General features: G+C 63.3%; 20 protein-coding genes. 16 read left to right on the top strand and 4 right to left on the bottom strand.

All coding sequences use genetic code 11. The annotated features are described in order from the left end of the window. Positions 1-56 precede the first annotated feature (56 nt). From GPJ75_RS07880 to GPJ75_RS07855, 6 genes are all read left to right on the top strand, one after another. Positions 57-1,052 (top strand): SctD/MshK family protein, encoded by a 996-nt coding sequence (locus GPJ75_RS07880; RefSeq protein WP_163266851.1) that lies wholly within the window; start codon positions 57-59, stop codon positions 1,050-1,052. Further along, complete coding sequence (locus GPJ75_RS07875) at positions 1,049-1,483, top strand: hypothetical protein (RefSeq protein ID WP_163266849.1); 435 nt, start codon at positions 1,049-1,051, stop codon at positions 1,481-1,483. The genes GPJ75_RS07880 and GPJ75_RS07875 overlap by 4 nt, the downstream gene beginning before the upstream one ends. Before the next feature lies 1 nt (position 1,484). After that, on the top strand, positions 1,485-1,820 hold the full coding sequence (locus GPJ75_RS07870) for a tetratricopeptide repeat protein (RefSeq protein WP_163266847.1): 336 nt from the start codon (positions 1,485-1,487) through the stop codon (positions 1,818-1,820). Beyond that, positions 1,813-3,951: a type III secretion system export apparatus subunit SctV gene (gene sctV / locus GPJ75_RS07865; protein WP_163266845.1), complete on the top strand. Its 2,139-nt coding sequence runs from the start codon at positions 1,813-1,815 to the stop codon at positions 3,949-3,951. The genes GPJ75_RS07870 and sctV overlap by 8 nt, the downstream gene beginning before the upstream one ends. Positions 3,952-4,070: 119 nt before the next feature. Then, entirely contained in the window at positions 4,071-5,378 is a 1,308-nt protein-coding gene (locus GPJ75_RS07860) for a type II and III secretion system protein family protein (RefSeq protein WP_163266843.1), read from the top strand. 13 nt (positions 5,379-5,391) lie between these two features. Next, positions 5,392-5,844 carry a hypothetical protein gene (locus GPJ75_RS07855; RefSeq protein ID WP_163266841.1) on the top strand — a complete coding sequence of 151 codons (453 nt, stop codon included), beginning with the start codon at positions 5,392-5,394 and terminating at the stop codon, positions 5,842-5,844. A 52-nt stretch (positions 5,845-5,896) separates the two neighbouring features. Here GPJ75_RS07855 and GPJ75_RS07850 read toward each other — a convergent pair whose 3' ends face one another. Continuing rightward, the gene (locus tag GPJ75_RS07850; protein ID WP_163266839.1) at positions 5,897-6,940 is read right to left on the bottom strand and encodes an EscU/YscU/HrcU family type III secretion system export apparatus switch protein; all 1,044 of its coding nucleotides are present in this window, start codon (positions 6,938-6,940) and stop codon (positions 5,897-5,899) included. A 134-nt stretch (positions 6,941-7,074) separates the two neighbouring features. Here GPJ75_RS07850 and GPJ75_RS07845 point away from each other — a divergent pair, with 134 nt between their 5' ends. Further along, the gene (locus tag GPJ75_RS07845) at positions 7,075-7,794 is read left to right on the top strand and encodes a tetratricopeptide repeat protein (protein ID WP_246248967.1); all 720 of its coding nucleotides are present in this window, start codon (positions 7,075-7,077) and stop codon (positions 7,792-7,794) included. 103 nt (positions 7,795-7,897) lie between these two features. Continuing rightward, a complete protein-coding gene (locus GPJ75_RS07840; RefSeq protein WP_163266835.1) occupies positions 7,898-10,873 on the top strand; it encodes a LysM peptidoglycan-binding domain-containing protein in 2,976 nt (991 codons plus the stop codon). Between the two features lie 86 nt (positions 10,874-10,959). On the opposite strand, the gene GPJ75_RS07835 is transcribed toward GPJ75_RS07840, so the two are convergent. Then, positions 10,960-12,252, bottom strand: a complete 1,293-nt coding sequence (locus GPJ75_RS07835) for a TadE/TadG family type IV pilus assembly protein (RefSeq protein ID WP_163266833.1) — start codon at positions 12,250-12,252, stop codon at positions 10,960-10,962. 218 nt (positions 12,253-12,470) lie between these two features. On the opposite strand from GPJ75_RS07835, the gene GPJ75_RS07830 reads away from it, so the two are divergent. The 8 genes from GPJ75_RS07830 (at position 12,471) to GPJ75_RS07795 (ending at position 19,882) form a co-directional block, all read left to right on the top strand. Next, positions 12,471-12,983 carry an A24 family peptidase gene (locus GPJ75_RS07830; RefSeq protein WP_163266831.1) on the top strand — a complete coding sequence of 171 codons (513 nt, stop codon included), beginning with the start codon at positions 12,471-12,473 and terminating at the stop codon, positions 12,981-12,983. Positions 12,984-12,996: 13 nt separating this feature from the next. Further along, positions 12,997-13,800, top strand: coding sequence for a Flp pilus assembly protein CpaB (gene cpaB / locus GPJ75_RS07825; protein WP_163266829.1), 804 nt, complete (start codon positions 12,997-12,999; stop codon positions 13,798-13,800). A gap of 9 nt (positions 13,801-13,809) precedes the next feature. Then, the gene (locus GPJ75_RS07820) at positions 13,810-15,549 is read left to right on the top strand and encodes an AAA family ATPase (RefSeq protein ID WP_205602491.1); all 1,740 of its coding nucleotides are present in this window, start codon (positions 13,810-13,812) and stop codon (positions 15,547-15,549) included. Then, complete coding sequence (locus GPJ75_RS07815; protein ID WP_163266827.1) at positions 15,546-15,968, top strand: TadE/TadG family type IV pilus assembly protein; 423 nt, start codon at positions 15,546-15,548, stop codon at positions 15,966-15,968. Before GPJ75_RS07820 ends, GPJ75_RS07815 begins: the two co-directional genes overlap by 4 nt. 214 nt (positions 15,969-16,182) lie before the next feature. Next, positions 16,183-16,359: a Flp family type IVb pilin gene (locus tag GPJ75_RS07810; protein WP_163266825.1), complete on the top strand. Its 177-nt coding sequence runs from the start codon at positions 16,183-16,185 to the stop codon at positions 16,357-16,359. A 93-nt stretch (positions 16,360-16,452) separates the two neighbouring features. After that, the gene (locus GPJ75_RS07805) at positions 16,453-17,868 is read left to right on the top strand and encodes a TadA family conjugal transfer-associated ATPase (protein WP_163266823.1); all 1,416 of its coding nucleotides are present in this window, start codon (positions 16,453-16,455) and stop codon (positions 17,866-17,868) included. A gap of 28 nt (positions 17,869-17,896) precedes the next feature. Further along, positions 17,897-18,901, top strand: coding sequence for a type II secretion system F family protein (locus tag GPJ75_RS07800; protein WP_163266821.1), 1,005 nt, complete (start codon positions 17,897-17,899; stop codon positions 18,899-18,901). A 9-nt stretch (positions 18,902-18,910) separates the two neighbouring features. Further along, complete coding sequence (locus tag GPJ75_RS07795) at positions 18,911-19,882, top strand: type II secretion system F family protein (protein ID WP_163266819.1); 972 nt, start codon at positions 18,911-18,913, stop codon at positions 19,880-19,882. A gap of 13 nt (positions 19,883-19,895) precedes the next feature. On the opposite strand, the gene GPJ75_RS07790 is transcribed toward GPJ75_RS07795, so the two are convergent. Next, positions 19,896-20,927: a chemotaxis protein CheB gene (locus GPJ75_RS07790; protein ID WP_163266817.1), complete on the bottom strand. Its 1,032-nt coding sequence runs from the start codon at positions 20,925-20,927 to the stop codon at positions 19,896-19,898. 6 nt (positions 20,928-20,933) lie between these two features. Next, positions 20,934-23,090 carry a hybrid sensor histidine kinase/response regulator gene (locus GPJ75_RS07785; RefSeq protein WP_163266815.1) on the bottom strand — a complete coding sequence of 719 codons (2,157 nt, stop codon included), beginning with the start codon at positions 23,088-23,090 and terminating at the stop codon, positions 20,934-20,936.

The raw sequence follows: 23,090 nt of genomic DNA, 5'->3' as shown, positions 1-23,090 counted from the left end.
ATTGATTGTCAACGCGGCGGCTTGCGCAGCACAGTGCCATGGGGAGCCTATCCTGAATGGTGAAGGAATTGACGAGACTGGTCGACCAACTGCGGGAGACGGAGCTTTGGCGCCGGGCTGCGCAGTATGCAGCAGGCTTCAAAGGAGCAGGGGACGAAGCGGCTGTCCGCGAACCGCGCATCGAATTCGAAGTCATCGAAGGCGTGCATTCTGGCGCGAAGCTGGAATTCACCGAATCCACCTTCACCATCGGATCAAGCGTGGATTCCGAAATCGTTCTGAGCGACCCGGACATTGCGGAGACCCATGCACGGCTTCGTGTGACGGCAAACCGTGTCTATCTAGAAGCGATCGGCGGCCCGATCACGCTTGGCGACGGCCAGGTCCTCCCTGAAGGCTACGGGCGCAAATGCCGCCTGCCGGTCGAAGCCGTCGTCGGTGAGGCGCGCATCCGTCTCGTAGGCTTGGAGGGCCCGCAGCCGACGCCGATCCCGCTCTCCAACCGGACGCTCCTAATAGCGGCGGGACTGATCGCCACCGTATTCGCGGTACCCGTCGCATCCAATACACTGTCCAGAAGCGGGCCGGACCAGGCTGCGACAGGTGGAAGCTGGATGCTGGCAAGTACGCAAGCCACGCGGCCGCTGGAGGCTCCGGCAGAGGAGCAGGCCCGCAGCGCCCTAATGCACCAGCTGGAGCGGGCCGGAATCGGCGATCTCGACGTCACGGCCGCTGAGGGGCGGCTGATGGTCTCGGGGACCGTTCCCGAGCGTCAAGCCGAAGCATGGCAATCCGTCCAGGCCTGGTTCGATGAAAGGCACGCAGGCCGGTTGCTGCTGATCTCCAATGTAATGGTCGGCGGTTCCAGCCAAGCGCCGCGCCTTCCGCTGCAGGCGATCTGGTATGGCGAGAGGCCATATGTGATCACCACCGACGGCGCCCGCTATCACGAGGGCGCATTTGTCAGCGGCGGCTGGATCATCAAGGAGATCGGGGAAGAGCAGCTGCTTCTGGCCAAGGACAACACCGTAATGGCGCTGAAGTATCAATGACGCGTCGTGTGGATGCACTGCGGATCGACACCCCTCGGCCGGCTTCGGCTGAGCGGGAGGCGCGGAACGAGGAGGCACTGCGCAGCCAGCCCATTCGGCGCAGGAACATAGAAAACGTCGACCTTCAGACGGGCCGCGCCCGTGAATCCGACTCGCCGGAGCGTTCAGCGGTCACCGACGCAGAGTTTTCCTCCCAGTCCCACCCCTCCCCTTCGGTGGATGAACTGCTTGCTCACTTCGTCGCGCCGGAAATACCGGAACCGGCCATCCTGCGCCGCTCCGTACCGATCCTGCAGCATTGCATCGCCGATCTGGTGCCCAACCTGAGCGGGGGCGAGCAGTTGCACGATTTGGCGAAAGCCTTGATGGAGGAGGAGATCGAGCGCCAACGCAGCCTGCTCGACAGGATGCAGGAAGGGCTCGGCGGGTGAAATGCGCGACACGGTTCAGCTTTTGCATGTCCTCGGCCATCTCTATGGATGTCATGGGCAAGTGAAGCGAGGCGTCGTCTACCTGCTCATCGCCGTTCAGCTGGCGCCCGAAGATCCCGGCATCCTGCGCACGCTCGCCCATTTGCTCATCCTGGACGACGAGGCGGACAAGGCGCTCGCCACGATCGCCCGGCTGGAGGCTTTGGATGAGGACGCGCGGCACCCTGCCCTTGCGCTGCTGAAAAGCCGCGCCTTATTGAAAGCTGGCCGCCCAGACGAGGCACACAGATCCTTCCGTGAGTTTCTCGCCGGCATGGAGGGCCACGCCCATGCGTGACCGCATCGTGCCGTTTCTCATCAAGCTGTCGCACCGCAGCGATCTTGTCATCGCCACCTTGATGCTGGTTGCCGTGGCGATGATGCTGATCCCGCTGCCAACCTGGCTCGTCGACATTCTTATCACGGCCAACATCGCCCTTAGCCTCCTGATCCTGCTTGCGGCACTCTATGTGACGCATCCGCTACAGTTTTCCTCGTTGCCGTCGGTCATCTTGATGGCCACCCTTTTCCGTCTGGCTATCACGATCACGACGACGCGGCTGATCCTGCTGCAGGCGGACGCGGGAGAGATGGTGACGGCGTTCGGCGCCTTTGTCGTGGGCGGCAGTATTGCCGTCGGCCTCGTCGTCTTCCTTATCATCACGACGGCGCAATTCGTGGTGATCGCGAAAGGCGCAGAGCGGGTGGCCGAAGTGGCGGCCCGGTTCACGCTGGACGCCCTGCCCGGCAAACAGATGAGCATCGACGCCGAATTGCGCAACGGCGATATCGATCAGTCGGAAGCCCGCCGCCTGCGCCGGCAACTCGAACATGAAAGCCAACTCTACGGTGCCATGGATGGCGCCATGAAGTTCGTAAAAGGTGATGTGGTGGCCGGCATCATCATCATCTTCGTCAATCTGATCGGCGGCTTTGCCGTGGGAACGCTTCAGCAGGGTATGACGCTCGGCCAGGCCATGCAGACCTACTCGCTGCTGACCGTGGGCGATGGCTTGGTCGCCCAGATACCGGCGCTGCTGATCGCCGTTGCCGCTGGCACCATGATCACCCGCGTCGCCGGTGCGGAGGACCAGGGAGACCTCGGCCGGCAAATCACTGGCCAACTCCTGCGCGACAGCCGCACACTCACTCTCGGGGCGGCGATCCTTTTCGCCTTGAGCCTCGTGCCGGGCTTTCCCTCGGCCGTGTTCCTGGTGCTGGGGGCGGCGATGGGCGCAGGCGCTTATGGCCTTCACCGCCGATCTCACCAGGGAACGATCGTCGATCTGACGGCGCCGGCGGCATCGGCAAGCGAAAAATCCGGCCCCGAGCGAGCGCTGGAGCACGAGGAAAACGCGGCACTGCCAGCCTCCCACCGCCTGGTGGTCCGACTGGGACCGGAGCTTGCCCGGGCCGTCCCGGCGGAGGCCTTCGCGCGGGAGAGCGAACGCATCTGCCATGATCTTCTGGCCGATCTGGGGATCGAGGTGCCCCCGATCGGCATGCACGTCGACGAAATGCTCGGCTTCGGGCGCCTGCGGGTGGACATGGAGGGCGCTCCCATTCTCACCGCGGACATCCCGACCGACCATGTCATCGTGGAGGGGGACACCGCCAACCTTGACCTGCTGGGCATCGCTTATCACGAAGGTTCGCCACTGGCGGGCTGGCGGAAACCGGTCTGGGCCGAGGCGCACCATACACCGAAGTTGGCCGAAGCCCATGTGAGCTTCCTTCCGCCGGTCGACATCGTTCGCCGGTCGGTGGAATACGCGCTGCGTGCCTATGCGAATCATTTCGTCGGCATTCAGGAGACGCGCAAACTGCTTTCCGGCCTTGAGGCCGACTACGCCGATCTTGTGAGAGAAGCGCAGGAGACCGTGCCATTGCAGAAGATCGCCGAGGTCCTGCGCCGGCTGGTCGCCGAAGACGTTCCCATCCGAAACCTACGCATCATCCTTGAAGCACTGATCGAGTGGGGTCAGCGCGAGAAGGACGCCGTACTGCTGACAGAGTATGTGCGCACGGCGCTGAAACGCCAGATCACCTTCCGCGCCGTCAATCGCGACAACATCATCGCCGCCTATGTGCTGCAACCCTCGGCGGAGGAGGCCTTGCGGGCCGCGGTTCAAACCACCCCCGCCGGCGCCTTTCTCAATCCGTCCGACCGTGACGCACAATTCATCGCCGAGCAGATTGAAGAGACATTCTCTCGGACGTCGGCTGGCACAGCTCCCGTCGTGCTGACGGCGATGGACGTCCGCCGCCATATGCGCGGCCTTCTCATGCACAAAAAAATGGAGCTGCCCGTGCTCTCCTATCAGGAGCTCGCGCCGGAATTCAACGTTCAACCGCTGGCGACCATCGCCGGCCGGCAAGCACAGAGTACCAGCCGCCGTGCCGTCGCGTTGCCGGCGGTGCAGGCTTAAGCAAATTATTTCAGTAAACTGTTATACTCATCAGTAAACTGTTATACTCAAACAATGGAGGATACTTTTTTGAGGGGGACTGCATGAGAATTACCGGTACTGCGGTAAGAGGGGACCGCATGAGCCACCCGTTCCGGCGCCGGTTAGCATACCTGTCTTTTGCCGCGCTCGCTCTCGCGCTTATGGCGTTGTACGCGGGAGTGGCACAGGCGCAGACAGGCTCGCCCACACCGGTCGAAGAGCAGGTCGACTTGTACGTCGGCCAGGGCAGACTCTTGCGCTTCAGCCAGCCCGTCGAATCTGTCCTCATGGCAGACAGCACGATCGCCGACCTTCAGATCGTCTCGGAGAGCGTCGTCTATGTCTTCGGGCTGAAGCCCGGCGTCACCAATCTTATCGCGATAACTGGCGATCAGCAGGTGGAAGCATCGATGCGGTTCCGGGTCGGTGTGGACAGTAGCGCCGCGCAGGACGCCAGGAGGATGCTGCAGCCGAACTCGATGACGGAGCTCACATTCTTCGGCAACCGGATCGTGGCGGTCGGGCAGACGCAGGGGGTCGATGAAGCCCTCGCCGTCGACGACGTCGCACGAACCTATTCACCGCCTGGGCAACCACCGATCAACAACACCACAATCATGGGTTCTCAACAGGTGAATATCCGCGTGCGTTTCGCGGAGGTTTCACGGAATGAGCTCCTGGCCTACGGCCTAGATTGGAACGCCACCGTGACCGACGGCAGTTTCAGCTTCGGCATGTTCAAGACCGGGGACGTGAGCGATCCCAATCTCGGCTTCAATATCGGCACCAACAACGTGAACATAGAGGTCTTGCTGGAGGCCCTGCAACGCAACGGCGTGGTCAAGATCCTGGCAGAGCCCAATCTCACCACCGCGACCGGACGCACGGCGAGTTTTCTGGCCGGCGGGGAAGTTCCGGTGCCTGTCCCCGGGGGTGGAGGCAGCGATACGGTCACAGTCGAGTACAAACCCTTCGGCGTGTCACTTCTCTTCACCCCCACATTGATCAACAACAACCGCATCGCCCTTAATGTCCGCCCGGAAGTCAGTTCGCTCTCCGAGGCAGGAGGCGTTGTCGTCGACGGGCTAAACCTGCCAAGCTTCGTGGTGCGCCGCGCCGACACCACCGTGGAAGTGGCAAGCGGACAGACCTTCGCCATCGCCGGCCTTTTTCAAAGGCGCCTGTCGACCAATCTTCAGAAATTCCCGGTCCTAGGAGATGTGCCGGTTCTCGGCGCCCTTTTCCAATCGCAGCGTTTTCAGAGGGAGGAAACCGAGTTGGTGATCCTGATTACGCCTTACCTGGTCGAACCGATCAGCCAAGGCCAACTGGCGACGCCGCTGGACAGGCCGGCTCCTCAGCCGCGTGCGAAAAAGGCCACCGGCGTCGGGCTGATTGTCAAGTAAGGGAGAACGCACAATGCCCCCCTGCAACGCCATTCGCGCAGCAACGCTGCTGTCCGTCATGACGGCAGCCGGCTGCGTGGCCGCCCCGCCGGATCATTCTCCCGGTTACAGGTATGTGGCCACCAACAGCTACACCGACATCGGGAAAGGGGGCGGCGGCTCGGTTCTGGTGCCGGACGCTTGCTTGGGCGAGCCAGCCGACAATCCGCCTTTGCGGGGCGCCACCGACCTGACAGTCGTGCCGCAATTGGGACCGCACCTGCCTCCTGGCTGTGCCAATGCCTACAACCTCCAGCGCATGGTGGAGAGTGAGCGCGATCTCATCGAGGGCCGGAGGCCCGGGCCGGCGCCTGCCGCGCCGACCGTGAGGGCCGCGCGCCGCTACATCGACGGCGAAGAGGACGCTCTAGGCGGTGCGCATGACACAGGAACGCCGCCCGACCCGCTGCAGATGCAGAGCCAATAGCGGCCTTTTGGCCGCTTAGCTGGCGGGGGCGCGCCGGCCACCGCCGTTATCTTCACACCAGGTTCAGCCGTACCAGGTGACGCGCGATCAATGGGAACAGATCCGTATCGAGATCCTCGCCGACGCGTCCCCCCTCGAATATGGCGCCAGCCAGCGCCGCATCCTGAATGACTGGGCAGCTGTGCCCGCGGGCCTGGGAAAGAAGCCTCACAGCCGCAGGGCCCTCCTCCATGGCCACGATAACGGGAACGGGCGTTTCACCCGCTACATAGCGCAAGCCCGCCGACCTTCCGCCGTCGTGGATAACGAGCGAGGCATGCTCGATCCCGCGCTTCACCGAACGGGTGACGGCTTCCCGCCGCTGGCGCCGCAATTCCTGGCGGATGAGCGGATCGCCTTCCAGGTCCCTGCGCTCCCGCTTGAACTCGGTGCGGGTCATGCGCATGTCGCGCCGAAAGAGCCAACGTTGAATCGGGACGTCGGACAGGCCGATCAGCAAAAAGGCCAGCGCAACGGCGATCACGAGAGGCGACAGAACCCCGACAACCGTTCCTTTCAGGCAAGGCAGCCCGCAACTGGGCGCCTCGAACAAGGTTTGAAGCCAGGCCACCAGAACGGCGGCAAGCAGTCCCGCGAGAAACACGAGCTTGAGGAGGCTTTTTGCGAACTCGACGACGTTGCGCAGGGACATAATCCGCTTGAACCCCTGCACGGGGTTAACCTTTTCGAAGCGCGGCTTGAGCGGCTCGACGGAGAAGACCGGCCCGCCGGTCGACAGGACGCCGAAAACGACCGCAGCCGCGGCGATGATGCCCGCCAGCGGCAGGACAATCCACAAGATGGTCGAAATGGCCTGACGAACGGCGACGGCACCGGCGTCTGTAAAGGCGGCATGCCGGCGGTCGGCAACCGCTTCCACCATCTCAAAAAACCTGTCCGAAATGGTTGGCCAAGCAAACAGTAAATATATCAGGACGGCGAAAATGGAGAAACCGGCTACCAAATCCCTGCTTTGCGGGACCTGTCCCTTGCGCCGCGCCTCCCTAAGCTTCTTTTCGGTGGCGGGAAGCTGCTTTTCTTCACTTTCCTGTGCCATCGGACTCGCCTATGACTTGCTAACGTTTCCCCGCCAGGTGCGAGAGGGAGTCTGGCATGCGATGTAGGGTTGGTCTGGCTGCGCTGGCCATAGTAGCGCTTTCGGGTTGTGCCACAACACAAAACGAAAATGCATTGGAATCGGCGGCGCAGGAAGGCAGTTCCTCTCGCCTGCTTCGGCTTGCCGCGGATCTCGAGAAACAAGGCGCCACGGACACCGCCATCGCCCTCTACGAGCAGGCCGCTTCGGCACCCGGAGCGACGGCACACGCCCTGGTGGAGTTGGGGGACGCCTATATGCGCGCCGGCTATCCCGACGAGGCGACGAAGGCCTACAGGACCGCGCTTGCCCGCTCTCCCAATTTCGGTCCGGCCCTGGTCGGTCTCGGCTGGGTCCTTGTCAACCAGGGCGACGCCGAGGCGGGTATTCGCACGCTCGCGGAAGGAACCCGAAGCGTCAACACGAGCCAGGCCTACAACCGGCTCGGCGTCGCGCAGACATTCGCCGGCCAGACACAGCCGGCGCTCCAAACTTTTTCCCACGCCCTTTCCCTTGCCCCGGACGATCTGGATATCCAGATCAACATGGCCCTGGCCATGGCCCTGGCCGACGATCCCGGACAAGCGCTTCCGCTGGCGCGAAAGATCGCGACCGCCCAGAATGCAAGTCTGCATCACAAGCGCAACGCCATCCTCGTTTACGGGCTTCTCGGGCGGGCGGACGAAGCTCGCGCTTTGGCGCTGCCGGGGCTGTCGACCGACGAAGTCAACGGGCTTCTCGCGCAGGCGCGGTCCGTGCGTGCGCAACCGACCGTCACTGCCCGGGCGCAGGCGCTCGGCTCCATGGACGGTTAGCGAATCGCTTTTCACAAAACTGAAATAGAACCTTTAAGCCCGTGCCGGAATTGAACGCCAAAGTGGTTGCCTGTCTCTCTGAAGCTGGATGGGTAACGCTGAAATGTCTTTTCGGATCGATACCGACGCACTCTATCGATACAGCGAAAACGGACGGATTACGTCCCTGTCGAAGGCGCAGCAGGAGGCTTTTCGCGACGCCATCGCGGAGGCGCTTCAAGCACGCCGAGACGCAGGCGGCTCGGGCGAGATCGACGAAAGCGAAGAACGCCTGATCATCGTCGAAAACAACGATAGCCTAGTGCAGATAGCCGACGAGTTCGACGTCTCCTACGAGGAGCTTCTCGATCTCAACGCGGGGATCGTGGAGGAGAACCCTGATCTCATCCGGCCGGGCGATGTCGTCTTCCTGCCCAACACGTCCCCCGAGGAGGCCGCGAATACCCCCCTCAACGATCTCGGCGTCCCCGAGGGCGAGGCAGGCTTCGTTCAGAACATCCGCGAGCGCGGCAACATGCTCGAATACGCCGACGATCCCTCGGCCATCGATATGGACGCGGAAATCGGGGAGATCGCCGCTGACATCGAGGCGTATGTCGACGCGCTGCCGCCTGAAAGCCGCCAAGCGGCGCTGCAACGCCTCTACGATCACGACTGGGTGGATGCCGGGCCAGCGCAGATGGCCATCGAGCAGGCGGCGGAGGAGGCGAATATTCAACTTTCCGAGAGTGGCCACACGGGCGTGGAGTCCGAGGCCGCCGCACGCGACATCATCGCCGAGGCACAAGCCGAAAGCGACCCGGGCGAGGCCTTGCGGATCCTGGAGGAGCGCTACGCGGACGCTTCGCCAGCCGTGCAACGGGCACTGGACCAGTCCAGCGAGGTGCGCGAGATCGCCGATAACGTTGCCGACGAGATCGTTTCCGAAATCGATACGGACGACCATGCCGAAGCTCTGCAGGCCTTGGAAACCGCCTATGCGGATGCCTCGAGCCGGGTTCAGGACGCCCTCGACAGGTCGACCGGCGTGCAGGAGATCATCGACAACGCGGCCGACTGGGCCGCGGAACCGCTCACCGGCGATCTCGACAACAGCGAGGAGATGCCCGCCGCCCTCACCGCTCAATCCATGGAACGTCTCGAAACGTTGACGGAGAACCTCGACCCCGAGATCGCCGCCGAGCTTGTCGAGGCGATGGTGCCGCGACTACAGGAAGCGCAGCAGCACTTCCGCGACAACGGCTATGCCGGCGTAGAGATAGGCTTTAACGGCACCACATCGCTGATCACCGTCCTCGACCGGGTTGCGGGAACGACGGAGGGCGATGCCGCGATGAGCGAGTTCGCGGAAATGGGCCTCTTCAACATGGATGCCGTGCGAGCGGCGATGTACGAGGCGGTCGACAACGGAGAAAAGATCCCGGCCTATGCGCTGACCATCGCCTCCATGGAAGGCGTCGATCCCAGCGTGCTGGACGATATTTTCCACACTGTCGAGGGCGAGCGCGATCACGACCTCGCCGACGTGGCAGAGGAATATGGCGAGCATCTCGAAGAATTGAGCTTCCTCATCATGAATGGAGGCGCCGCGATGACCGAAGAGCAGCTGGAAGCGGCGATCCAGGACTATGTCGAGGAGAAGGGCCCGGAGTGGGAAGAACGGCTTCAGGAACTAGAAGGGCAACTGGCCGAGCACGGCGAAAGCCTTTTGAGCCAAATTCAGCAGCTGCAGAACCTGCCGGAGGACGTGCGGGCGGACTACCAGGACCGCATCGCCGACCTTTTGGACGACGAGAGCGCGCAGCTGGCGGTTTCCATGGCCCTGCGGAACATTCCCGAGCTTGTGAAGGGAGAAAACGGCGAGGAGCTGCTGCAGCTGTTCAGCGATCTCGGGATCACCGGCAGCGACAGTGCCCTGGCGACCAATCTTGTCGGCGCTTATTTGCGCGAAAACGTCATGCTGCCGGCCGGCGATATCGACCCGAGCGATCCGTCATCGCTTCAGGACGCGCGCGACCGGCTCGAAGAGGCCCTGCGCAACAATCCGCAGCTTGCCGACCTCCTCGGTGTCTCCAATCAAGAGCTCAATGAAATTGCCGACGTATTTCTGGATCTCGTGCCGGAATATGCGGACGAGTTCAATGCCGAGAGATACGGCATCGATGTCACGCGCAACTTCAACAATGCGCTGGACAAGTTCGATGAAGTCGTGCGCGATGCGCCGTTCAACCGCCTTTTCCGCACCACAGCACTGACGATCGTGGGCGCCGGGCTTGCCAATGCCATCGAGCAGTATGGAGAAGACCCGTCGCTTCGCAACCGCCTGCAGGTGGTGGTCGATTCGGCGCGCGTGGGCATCGACAGCGCGCAATTCGTCACCTCCCTGCTGACGTCGAACGAATCGGCGCTCACGAACGGACTGAAATTGGGTGGCAAGTTCGTCCACATGCTGGGCGCCGGCCTTGCCGGCGTCGACGCGCTCAGGCGGCTAGGGGACGGCGATATTCTCGGCGCCGGCCTCAACACGGCGATAGCCGGCGGCGTCACTTGGGCAGTGTTCGGCGCATCCAGCGTTTCCGGGCCGCTCGGCTTCACCATAGCCGGCTTGGCTACGCTCAGTCTCCTTGGCTGGGACGCAATCCAGAACGCCCAGGAGACCAGCCGCTTCGAGACCGACACCACGGCCGCCTTTCTCGAGCATGCCGGCTTCAACGAGGAGGCTGCCCAGGCGCTGATCGACCAGAGCGGCGAAGGCTACAGCCCGGTTCCCCTCTTGATGCGTTATGGCCAATTGCAGGGCCTCACCCCCGAACAGACGGTGGAATGGGTCAATTCGATCGCCAACGGCGAAGACGGCTCGGCAAAGCTCGCCGCCCTGCGCGACAACCTGCATCATACGCTTGACGAGATCGACGGGGACATCAGCCAGTTCCAGGCCACGGCGGAGAACGATCCCGAGCGCATCCTCGATACGGAAAATCGCCCGTGGTTCGCCAATTCCGGTGATGCCCGCCCTGAGTCCGTGGCACAGGTCGATGCGGTGCTCGCCGCACTTGAGATCGACACGCCGGTGGCATGAGCCGGGATTGGACGTAGGCCGCTATTCGTATTTGTTGCGGGGAGATCGCAGCGAGCACGCGGATTCTCACGGAAGCGAGAGCGGCCTCACTCCACGATCGCGATCGACTGTCCGATGACGATCTCGTTCGTTTCGTCCGCGCAGGTTTCCATCGTGGAATTGCCGGTAAAGGTGACGCGGTCGGCGACGATCTGCAGGCATCCACCGCTCACAGTGGAGTTGCCCGTGAAATCGATGGCCCCTGTCGGCGTGTATACGGTTCCCTGAAGGCTCCACTCCGTGTTGCCCGTCACAACGTGCCCCACTCCCGTCCCATGGCGGCTTCCGAACAGAAGCAAACCGGCATAGGGCCCGGACGTGGGAGCGGAGAGCGTGATGTCCGAGTTTCCGGTGAGGTTCGCCCTTGCCGAATTGGTAAGAAGAAACGTCACTCCGCTACCGGTAAGCGACGCCCCGGCGGTCACTTTAAGTTCGCCCCCGTCGATGATGTAGAGGCCGGGCGCGAGCGTGATGCTGCCCTTGATATCCAATCCTCCACAGAAGCGCAGCGCCTTCTCGCCGCTTGGAAGGGTGTCGAAGGAATAGGGTAACGCCGAGATATGGGACAGTGAACGGCAAGGAAGCTGATCGATCTGCATATCGTCCGGCTCGGTAACGCCGGCGAAGGGGTCGGGAACAGGCGGGGCGGAGGTCGCGGGTTGGCTGCAGCCGGTCAAGGTGAGCCCCGACGTCGTGATCGCGCCACCGACGGTGTATATGCAATCGGTCGACATAAGCGCGCTGCCGTTTTTCATCAGAAACGCGTCCGACGCATTCGAATTCGATGCGACACTGCACTCCGAAAGCTCCACGTCGGTCGATCCCGTCACGGTGACGGCCCCCGAGGCCGAGCTTGAAAGCGCAAGCACGCACGCCTTCGAGCCGCCCTTCAGTTCGGCGACGGCACGTGCGGCAAGCATCAGCGGCTCGCTGGAGAAGATCGAGGAGAAAAGCCGTGCATGCGTCTCGGTCAATTCAACAGCAATCTTGCCGCTCATCGCCGTCGAGCCGGACAGCGGATCGACCGAGATGGTGCCAATATCGGACTGGTAGCCCGTACCGCTCGCCGTCCTGAGGGCGGCCGTCTCCACCCCGGCCTGGGCATCGCCGGCGCGATAGCGGACGGCCGCCGCATAGACGGCCACGTCGGCCGCGTGCTGCAGCTTCCGCTGCTCGAGAAACCAATAGCCGGTTTCGGTGCCGAGCCCCATTGCGCCGATAACGACGGGAAAGACGATGGCCGCGATGACGGCTACCGCACCTCTTTCGTCCTTGGTCAAGGCGCGGAGGATGCCTGACGGGCTTTGGTGCCTCGGGGGTTGGGAACGCGGACTCATCATGTTTTCCAGCATTGGCGTGACTATCGCCGATATAGCTGTTTGGACGACCACGCTCGATTCAGCCACATAGCCTAGTCCCGCCGGCACACCGGCACATGGCGCTAGGCCATCAGGCTGAATGGTGTTTCCGGCAGCGAGGCATCAAATTGCCCGGCAGTTGGGCGGCGCTCCACCGATGACCGTGCCGCCCGCCGCTTGAACGCCACCGGGAGCCTGAAATGATCTCCAACGCCGCGGCCTGGGCCGCGCTCTTCCTTTTCGCCGCCGGCATGACCTATGCCGGCCTGAGGGACGTCGCGACGATGACGATCACGAACCGGCTCGTGCTGCTGCTTGCCGGCGCATATGCGGTGTTCGCACCGGTTGCGGGCGTCGGGCTCGATGGGATGCTGTCGGCCGTGGCGGCCGCAACCATGGTTCTTGCGGGAACCTTCCTGCTTTTTGCCTCCGGCTGGATCGGCGGCGGCGATGCGAAGCTCGCCGCAGTAGCTGTCCTGTGGCTCGGTGCGGACCAGGCGTTCACCTATCTCCTCTGCGTCTCGGCAGCCGGCGCGTTGCTCACTTTGGCGCTGATCCAGTTTCGGCGGGTGCCACTGCCAGCCTTTCTGCGGCAGACGGAATGGACGGGGCGGCTTCATGAGGCGTCCTCCGGCGTTCCCTATGGCGTGGCGCTTTCCGCAGCGGCACTCCTGCTTCTGCCCGAGAGCCCGTTCTTCACAGCCGTAATCTAGTGAGAGAAAAGCGATGTTCCGTATCCTCATTCTCCTTCTGGCACTAAGCTCCGGCGGCGTTGCCGCATGGCTGGCCATGGGTGCAGCCGGAGAGCAGACGGCGGCCGCCAACAGCTTGGCCGCGCCGCCTTCGCCCCCCGAGGAGGAAGTGCTCGTCGCAGCCTCCGATCTCGCGCACGGCATCACTCTTAAGGAAGCCGACCTGCACTGGCAGCCGTGGACGGCGGGAGATGTCCCCGCCGTTTTCGTGAGCCGTTCCGCGCGGCCCGACGCACCGGAGGTGCTCAAGGGCTCGCTCGTGCGCGGTGGCTTCGTGGCCGGCGAACCCATACGGGACGACCGGCTGGCGCAGCCGGGCGCCGGTTTCCTGTCCGGCCAGCTTCCGTCGGGAAAGCGGGCGATTGCCGTGCGCGTTACCGCCGAGAGCACCGCGGGAGGCTTCATCCTGCCGAACGACCGCGTGGATCTGATCCACACCGCGGTGAAGTCGGGGCAATCCGGCGAGGAGCGGGTATCGAGCCGGACGATCCTCTCCAATATCCGGGTTCTTGCGGTCGACCAAACAGCGTCGGAAGTGAGCGACGGAGCACCCGTCGTCGGCAAGACCGCGACCCTTGAAGTGGACCCGCAGCAGATACCCGTGATCACCGCGGCGGAAGCGTCAGGCTCCATTTCGCTTGCCCTACGCGCCGCCTCCGACGAGGCCGAGCCTGCCAAAACCATCACCGAGAAAAGCCGTACCAGAGACATCCGGATTTTCGTCGGCAACACCTTCAGGACGGTGGAGGTACCCTCCTCAAACCGTGAAGGCAGCTAAGAGGCCGGCATGACGCAGACCTCAGTTGAAAAACGGGATATGAACCTCATGGACGCGCCACACGTCTTGCACACGATTCCGAAGGTCGACATCACCGCCTTCTGCACCTCCGCGGATCTGGCTGACGCGATCCGCACCGGCGCGCTCGACCGGCGGATGGCACGCGCCAGCGTCTCGGTCAGGCAAGGAGGCATGATGCAGGCGGCCTCCTTCTACCGGGGAACGCCATCGCCGAATCTCGTCGTCGTGGAATGCCATGAGGACAAATCGAAGCTCAAGGAAGAGCTCGAAGCGCTGGCGCTGGAATGCATCGCCGGCACGAAGGTGATCGTGATCGGCTCTTCCAACGACGTAAATCTCTACCGCGAGCTGACCGAGGCGGGCGTGGACGACTACCTCGTTGCGCCCGTTGCGCCCATGGCGTTCGTCGAGGCCGTGTCGCGGTGCTTTCGCAGCTCGGTCGAGGAAAAGCTGGGGCGCATCATCGCCTTCATCGGCGCCAAGGGCGGCTCCGGCTCCTCGACGATCGCCCATAACGTGGCCGCGGCCATGGTGGACCGGTCGGATGCGGATGTGCTTGTCGCCGATCTCGATCTGCAGTTCGGCACCGTCGGGCTGGATTTCGACATCGACTCGCCGCAAGGAATGGTGGAGATCATCGAAGGCGTAAACCGCGTCGACGAGGTGCTCATCAAGCGCATAGCGGTCAAGCACTCCGAGCGTTTGCACCTGCTTCCCGTCAACGCCGCCTTCGACCGATCCTTCAACTTGAAGGAAGAGGACGTCGATCGGCTGCTGGACGTCGCCAGGTCAAGTTCGTGGCATCTCGTTCTCGATATCCCGCATCTTTGGACCCCATGGACGAAGAAGGCGCTGCTAAGTGCGGACGAGATCGTCGTCACCGCAACGCCCGATCTGGCGAGCATGCGCAATGCCAAGAACATCATCGAGCATCTGAAGAAGGCGCGGCCGAACGATCCACCCCCGAGGCTTGTCCTCAATCGTGTGGGCACGCCGAAGATGCCCGAGATCAAGCTGAAGGATTTCGCTGCAGCGGTTGGCGTGGAGCAATGGGTGACGATCCCCTTCGATCCACAGGCGTTCGGCAAGGCTGCCAATGAGGGCCGCATGGTGACGAAGGTGGCGCGAGGCTCGAAAGCCGCGCGCGCCATGAGCGAGCTTGCCTGGCGCGTGAGCGGCCAGCGCGACAAGAAAAGCGGCAAGAAATTCCAGCTACAGGCCCTTTTCGGAAGGTTCCGGCGCTGGCAGAACGGGCTGATGGTCGGGAAAGGCAAGGCAGCGGAACTGGCCACCTCCGAAAGCGGTGTCTCGGCCGTCGAATTCGCGCTGGTTGCGCCGGTGCTGGCCTTTTCCCTGGTGGCGATGGCGGACGTGGGCCTTGCGCTGCACGAGCGCATGGCGATCGACCATGCACTGCGTGCCGGCGCGCAGGCCGCCATGTCCGATCCGGGCGAAGGAGAGGTCTACAAGGTCATGCAGGCGTCCCTCGGGCAGACCGGTGCGCCGGCAGGGATCGCCTTCGACATGGTCAAGCGCTATTGCGCATGCCCGGAAGAGGCCGACATATCGCCGGTCGATGCACCCGCCTGTACAGCGTCGTGCGTGAGTTCGGCATCGCCCTTCGTTTTCTACCGCCTGGAAGCTTCCAAGACCTATGACGCCATGTCCCTGCCGGAGATACTGGCGGACTTCCGGCTGAGCTCATCCGCGCAGATCCAGGTTCAATGAGTCCCATCCGGTACCCGCTCAGTCAGCTTGCAAAGTCTCAGTCGGGGGCCGCGGCCGTCGAGTTTGCGATCGTCTGCTTGCCCTTGCTCCTGCTCTGCCTCGGCGTCGTGGAGTTCGGCCGCGCATTCTTCGTGCGCAACGACCTCGCCTACGCCGCGGATGTCGCAGCGCGCAAGGTGCTGATCGGTCAGATACCCCTCGACGCCTCGTTGAGCGAGGCTACCGTCGCGCTTGACGGCGCGGTCCGGGGCGCGTTCGGCGGGGATGGGAACCTGCTGCAGGTTACGGTCGAGACCGAAACAGTCGACGGGGTGCAATACCGCACGCTGTCGATCCGTTACCCGTTCACCTTCCTCGTTCCGGGGGTGAGCGACAGTCCGTTTGCCCTCAGCGTTTCCAGGCGCATTCCCGCGGGCTGACGTTCTTGGTGCCCCCAACCCGGGCAAGCGAATTAGGCCATGTGGCCGAGGGTGGTGCGGGAGCGGTCGGCCATCAGGCTGAATGGAGCAAAACCGTTAACACAGCTATATCACGCCTACACAGAGCGTGGGTCCGGAGAAAACGATGACCCGCCTGTGACGCCGATCCTCGATGGTGTCGGCACAACCTCGCAACCCAACAAAGGATCGAACCATGAAGAACCTCGTCACCCGCTTCGTCAGAAACGAGTCCGGCGCGACCGCTATCGAATACGGTCTGATCGCCGGCCTGATCGCCGTGGCCATCATCACCGCCGTCGGCCTTGTCGGCACGGACGTAAACAACGTGTTCGAGCATATTGCTAACAAGCTGAATCCCCCCACCACGTAAGGGGCCTCCGGCTTTCCAGAACAACGAAAGTTGGGGGGTGAAAAGCCCCCCTTTTCTGTAAGCGCCAGTCGCGGAACGTTCAGGGCAAGAGCAATGATCGGCAGGAAATCCGCTGCACAGCTGCAGTCAGTTGAAATCCAAGCGCTGCCGCCCGCTGCGCCGGAGCCAGCGCCTCCGCAGGAACATGCCGCGCCGGCCCCCGCACCCGTTTTGGCCGCAAAGCTGAACCACTACTACGACCTGAAAAAGGACGTCTTCAGCGCGCTCATCGCCGCCATCGATGTCTCCGCCCTGTCGACGATGGAGGAGGCTCGGGCACGCAAGGAAATCGGTGCGATCGTCAACGACATCGTCGCTGCCAAGAAGGCCGGCCTTTCTCAATCCGAACAGGACGGGCTGCTCAACGACATCTGCGACGACATCCTCGGCTACGGCCCTTTGGAGCCGCTGCTGAAGCGCGACGACATTGCCGACATCATGGTCAACGGCGCGGACCAGGTCTTCATAGAGGTGGACGGCCATATCCAGAAGACCGGCATCCGCTTCCGCGACAACGAGCAGCTCCTGAACATCTGTCAGAGGATCGTCAGCCAAGTCGGCCGCCGCGTCGACGAGTCGAGCCCGATCTGCGACGCGCGCCTGGCGGACGGCTCGCGTGTCAACGTCATCGCCCCGCCGCTGGCGATCGACGGCCCCAGCCTGACGATCCGCAAGTTCAAGAAGGACAAGCTCACCCTCGACCAGCTGGTGAAATTCGGCTCGATCACGCCGGAGGGCGCGGAGATCCTGAGGATCATCGGCCGCGTCCGCTGCAACGTGCTCATATCGGGCGGAACGGGCTCGGGTAAGACGACGCTGCTCAACTGCCTCACCGGCTACATCGACGATGGTGAGCGCATCATCACCTGTGAGGATGCGGCCGAGCTCCAGCTCCAGCAGCCGCACGTCGTTCGCCTGGAAACGCGCCCGCCCAACATCGAAGGGCAAGGCGAGATCACCATGCGCAGCCTGGTGAAAAACTGCCTGCGCATGCGGCCGGAGCGCATCATCGTCGGCGAGGTGCGTGGGCCCGAAGCCTTCGACCTCCTGCAGGCCATGAACACGGGCCATGACGGCTCGATGGGAACACTGCATGCAAACTCGCCGCGCGAGGCGATCTCGCGGCTCGAATCCATGATCACCATGGGTGGCTTCACGCTGCCTCCCAAGACCATACGCGAGATGATCGTTTCCTCGGTGGATGTGGTCGTGCAGGCTGCGCGCCTGCGCGACGGCTCGCGCCGCATCACCCACATCACCGAAGTGCTGGGGATGGAGGGCGACGTCGTCACCACCCAGGATCTCTTCGTCTACGACATCCTGGGAGAGGATGCCGGCGGAAAGTTGCTGGGCCGCCATCGCTCCACCGGGATCGGCCGCCCCGCATTCTGGGATCGCGCCCGCTATTATGGCGAGGAAGCGCGCCTTGCGGCAGCGCTGGATGCCGCGGAAGCGAAGGCCGCAGCCTAGAGGGAACCGTATGATGAAGGAGTTGAGCATGCTTCTTGGGCCCACTCTCTTCCCGATGGTGGTGTTTACCTTCGCGACCTTGAGCGTCGGGGGATTGGCCGCGGCGATGTTCTACCCGCGCCTTGCCCAGGCCAGCCCCTTCAAGCGGCGTTTCCAGCGCCTTGCTGCCTTCGGTGCGGCAGAGGATGTCTCTTCGTCGGCGGACGAGGAGCGGGACCGCCGCAAATCCGTGGAAAAGACGCTGCGGGAACTCGAGGAGAAGCAGAAGGCGAAGAGCAGGAAGGCCGGCAAGCCAACCCTTGCGGGCAGAATCCGGCAGGCGGGCCTTGGCTGGTCGAAGAAGGCCTATTACGCCGCCTGCGCGGCTTCGGGCGTGGTGTGTTTTCTGCTTGCGATCGTTCTGGGGGCGGGAATGCTCGTCGCCCTCGGCTTCGCCGTTGCGGGCGGGCTGCTTCTGCCGCACGTCTATGTCGGAACGCGGCGCAAGCGGCGCCTCAAGAACTTCACCGTCGAATTTCCAAACGCGGTCGATGTGATCGTGCGCGGTTTGAAATCCGGTCTGCCCATGCCGGACTGCCTGCGGGTGATCGCCACCGAGGCGCCGGAGCCGATCAGAAGCGAGTTCGTGTCGATCGTCCAGGACCAGACGCTCGGGATTCCGCTCGACGAGGCGGTGCAGAGGTTGTGGGAACGCGTTCCTCTGCCGGAGGCCAACTTCTTCGCGATCGTCATCGCTCTTCAGAGCCGCACTGGCGGTAGCCTTTCGGAGGCGCTCGGCAACCTTTCCAGGGTGTTGCGAGAACGCAGGAAGATGAGCACAAAGATCAAGGCGATGAGCTCGGAGGCAAAGTCCTCCGCCGGCATCATCGGCGCCCTGCCCTTCCTCGTATCCGCAGCCGTTTATGTGACGAGCCCCGACTACATGTCGCTCCTGTTCACCACCGTAACGGGCAAGATCGTGCTTGCCGGCTGCGCGCTGTGGATGGGCACGGGCATCCTCGTCATGCGCAAGATGATCAACTTCGATTTCTGAGGCAGCGCGATGAGCTTCGTCTCCAACCTTCCCGATCCCGAGCAACTTTCGGCCATCATGGCGGCCGTCGCTGCGTTTTCGGCGGTCCTCGTGGTCTCCTGGCCGTATCTGTTCCGTAACGACCTCGCCCGGCGCATGGCGAAGGTGGAGAACGAGCGCCAGCTCCTGCGCAAACGCGAGCGCGCGCGGCTCACTGCCGAACACAAGCCCATGTCGTTGCGCAGCGAACCGCGCAAGCTCTTCAAGACGATCGTCGAGCGCTTCAACCTCGCCAAGCAAGCCGAAGGCGGCGAGATCGCCGAACGGCTGCGGATGGCCGGCTATCGCGGCAGCGCGCCGGTGATCACGTTCCTCGCCATACGGCTCATCGCGCCGGTTGTGATATTCGCAATTGCCGCGCTCTATTTTCTCTTCCTTCTGAAGCCGTCGGTGCCGCTTTACGCGGCATTCGGCATCGCGGCCGCCATCGGGGCGCTCGGATATTTCGTTCCAGCCATCTACATCAGGAACAGGATCACCAAGCGGCAGAAGGCCATCCGCCGCGCGTGGCCTGAAGCGCTCGACCTGCTGCTCATCACCGTGGAATCCGGAATGAGCATCGAAAGCGCGTTCCGCAAGGTCGCCGAGGAGATCGGCACCCAATCCACGGAAGTCGCGGAGGAGATGGCGCTGACGACAGCGGAACTGTCCTATCTGCAAGATCGCCGCCAGGCTTACGAGAATCTCGGCAAGCGGACAGGGGTGGAGGGCGTGCGCGCCGTGGTGACCAGCCTCATCCAGGCGGAGAAATACGGCACCCCCTTGGGGCAGGCCCTGCGCGTTATGGCCCAGGAAAACCGCGACATGCGCATGAGCGAGGCCGAAAAACGCGCCGCCGCTCTGCCGCCCAAGCTCACGGTACCGATGATCATCTTCTTCCTGCCCGTGCTCTTCGCGGTGATCGTCACGCCCGCGGCGATCCAGATCGCCGGCATTCAGTAGCCCGGCCGACGCGTCAGCAGACCGTGACGCCTGCTAGCCGGGCCATTTCCCGAGGCATCTTGTCCAGAGACACGACCTGATCGACCAAGCCGGAATCGATGGCTGCCTTCGGCATCCCGAACACGGCCGAGCTCTCCCCGTCCTGCGCCATCGCCACACCTCCGACCGCGCGGACCGTCCTCAAACCCTCGGTCCCGTCCCTGCCCATCCCGGTAAGCACGATGGCCAGACATTCGCTGCCGAACGCGCTTGCCATGGACGAGAAAAGATAGGTTCCCGAGGGCAGGAACCCATCGACCGGAAGATCGTCCAACACGTGGATCCGCCTTCTGCCGCTCAATCCCATTTGGCGCCCGTCGGGCGCGAGATAAACCGTCGCTGGCGCTAGGAGATCGCCATCTTCGGCGACCTTCACCCTGAGTGCCGACTCCTTGTCGAGGGAAGCGGCGATCGCGTCGATATGCCCGCTTGCGATGTGCTGGACCGTCAGGATCGGTGCGGGGAAATCGGGCGGCAGTCTCTTCAAGATCGTCTTGATAGCCGCAAGCCCCCCGGTCGAGGCCACAATCCCTATGATGCGGACGGATCTGCCAACCGTCCTTCGCGCGGCGGACGGGCTGCCTCGGGCGCGCCACCGCCGCACCACCTTCACCTGGCACATGGCGGCGAGGCTCGACACGAACTTCCGCACCGACGGCTCATCTATTTGCCCGTCGGTTTCCAACGGCACGGGAATGATCGCGAGCGCTCCCGATGAGAGCGCCTCGACCGCGAGGCCCGCAAGGCCGGGATCGGAAACGGAAGAGACCATGACGATCGGAAGGGGCGCCTCGACCATGATCTCCTTCACCACGTCCGCGCATTCCCTGTCGCCCACCGTCGGCTCGACGATGACGATGTCCGGCTTGAGCCGCTTCGCCCCGTCGATCGCTTCCCGCTGGCTTTCGGCCACGCCGACCAGTTCCACCTCGCCGCCAAATCCGCCTGTTCGCCTGATGAGCGACTGCAGCTCGGTGCTCTTTGTTATGAGGAGGAGGCGCAGCATGGAGCCTCAGATCATCTGACGAACCGTTTCCAGGAAATGCTGCTGGTCAAAGCCGCTCTTGGCGATATAGGCATCGGCTCCCACCTGCAGTCCCCGGGCCTTCTCCTCCGCCGTATCACGACCGGTGACGAGAACGACCGGCAGCCCGGCGAACTTGCGCGATCCCCTGATCACTCCGGTCAGCGCAAGCCCATCCATTCCTGGCATGTCGACGTCAGCCACGACGACATCGGCACCCTGTTCTTGCAGGTACTTCCATGCTTCCGATCCGTCTGCCGCCAAGATGACCGTGTAGCCGGCCGCTTCGAGAATGAGTTTTTGGAGCATGCGTACCGACGGAGAATCGTCAACCACCAGGATTTTGCGCACCGGTGGCGGATGGGAAACATAGGCGTTGGTCCCGAAACGTTCCTCGGATGCAGCTGCTTCGATCAAGCCGGAGGCGCTCAGAAGCAAAGCGATACGGCCATCTGCAAGAACAGTGGCTCCGCTATAGTGGCGTAGGTTGGTAAGGCGAGGCCCCAAGGGGCGCACCAGAAGTTCCTCCTCTCCGAGAATCCGGTCAACGATGATCGCCGTCTCTCCACCGGCCGGCCCGACGAAGACCACCGGGCAATGCTCCGGCACCTCAGGTTCCCCCATTGCGGGAAGCTGCAGCCAACTGGCCAGGTCTAAGATCCGGACTTCGCCGTTTTCAGCATTAAGGGTGCTCCTCTGTCCCGCCGCCGGCAGGTTGCCGGTGCGCACTCGGCCCACTCGGCGGATCGAGGCGGTATCGAAGGCGAAGACTTGCCCACCCGCGATGACTTCCAGTGCCCGCACCGTAGCCAGCGTCAGCGGCAGGGTTAGGGTGAAGGCCGCGCCGCCGCTGGGCGCGTTCATAACTTCTACGCTCCCCCGCAACGCCTCGATCGTGTCACGCACGATGTCGAGGCCCACGCCACGGCCCGACAGCTTTGTGAGCTTGGCCGAGGTGGACACACCGGGCTCGAGCGCCTGGCGCAGCCTGTGCCGCTCGTCCGCAGGCTCTGGAAGGCCCAGCTTGCGGGCGGCCGCCATGACCGACGCCACGTCGAATCCGCGTCCGTCGTCCTCGACATGGACTTGAAAGCGGTCGCCGTAGAGAGCGGCGGAGATGGTGATCCGCCCCTTCTCGGGTTTGCCTGCCGCGCTGCGCGCTTCCGGTGTCTCTATCCCATGTCCCATCGCATTGCGGATGAGATGGCGCAGGCAGTCCTGAAGCCCGGCGGCGAGCGATCTGTCGATTTCGATCTCGCCGCCCGTGATGTGCAGTTCAGCCATTTTTCCGGATGCGGCGCCGAGATCCCGAACCAGTCGCGGAAGCCCCTGGCAGGCTTCCGACAGGCGTTGCATGCGGGAACGCCGGATCTCGTGATCGAGCGTGTCCACCAGGCTGCCGATCAACCATGCATCCTCCGCAAGTCCGGAAGCAAGTTCGCGCAGATCGCCTTCGAGCGACTCGGAGGTGTCCACGCGGGACTGCCGGGAGAAGCGGAGATGCCGCAACCGCTCCCGCAGGGAGGCAACTTCGGCAGCTTTCGAGGCAAGGCGCGATTTCGCTGCGACCAGTTCTCCGCTCCGATAAAGGAGGGTGTCGAGACGCTCTCCGGAAATGCGCGTGGATCCATCGAGGTCAGTCGACCGGATGCGTGGCGCATATGCAGGCCCGGTTTGGCTCGTCTCCGCCTCGTCTTCAGAGGCTTGGCTCCCCGCGACCTCCCCTTCACCGCCCCGCGGCCCCGTCTTCAGCCGGGCGTCGATCTTCCTCAGCGCGGGCTCGATCGACAGAGCGTCGACGCGCGTGTCTTCATCCAACCTCCGCGCGGCGTCGCCGATGGCGTCCACTGCAGCCAGGAGGGCATCTAGATCCTCCTTTTGCACACCATATTTGCCGCCCACGAGGAGCGTGAGCACATCTTCCATCTTATGACAGATGAGCTCGACGGGACGCACCTCCACCAGACCTGCAGCGCCCTTCAGGCTATGGGCGATGCGCAGGAGCCTTTCCATAATGCTTCGCCGTACCCGCGTCTCCTGAGTCCCCTCGAGGGAAAGCAGCAGATGCTCCAACTCGCGTGCGCGCTCTTGCATCTCGCGCGTGAACAGTTCCAGCAGTTGCCGATCGATCTGGTCTTTCGCCAT

Source organism: Chelativorans alearensis (assembly GCF_010993735.1).
Taxonomy (GTDB): Bacteria; Pseudomonadota; Alphaproteobacteria; order Rhizobiales; family Rhizobiaceae; genus Chelativorans; species Chelativorans alearense.
This window is presented reverse-complemented; position numbering and strand designations above follow the sequence as displayed.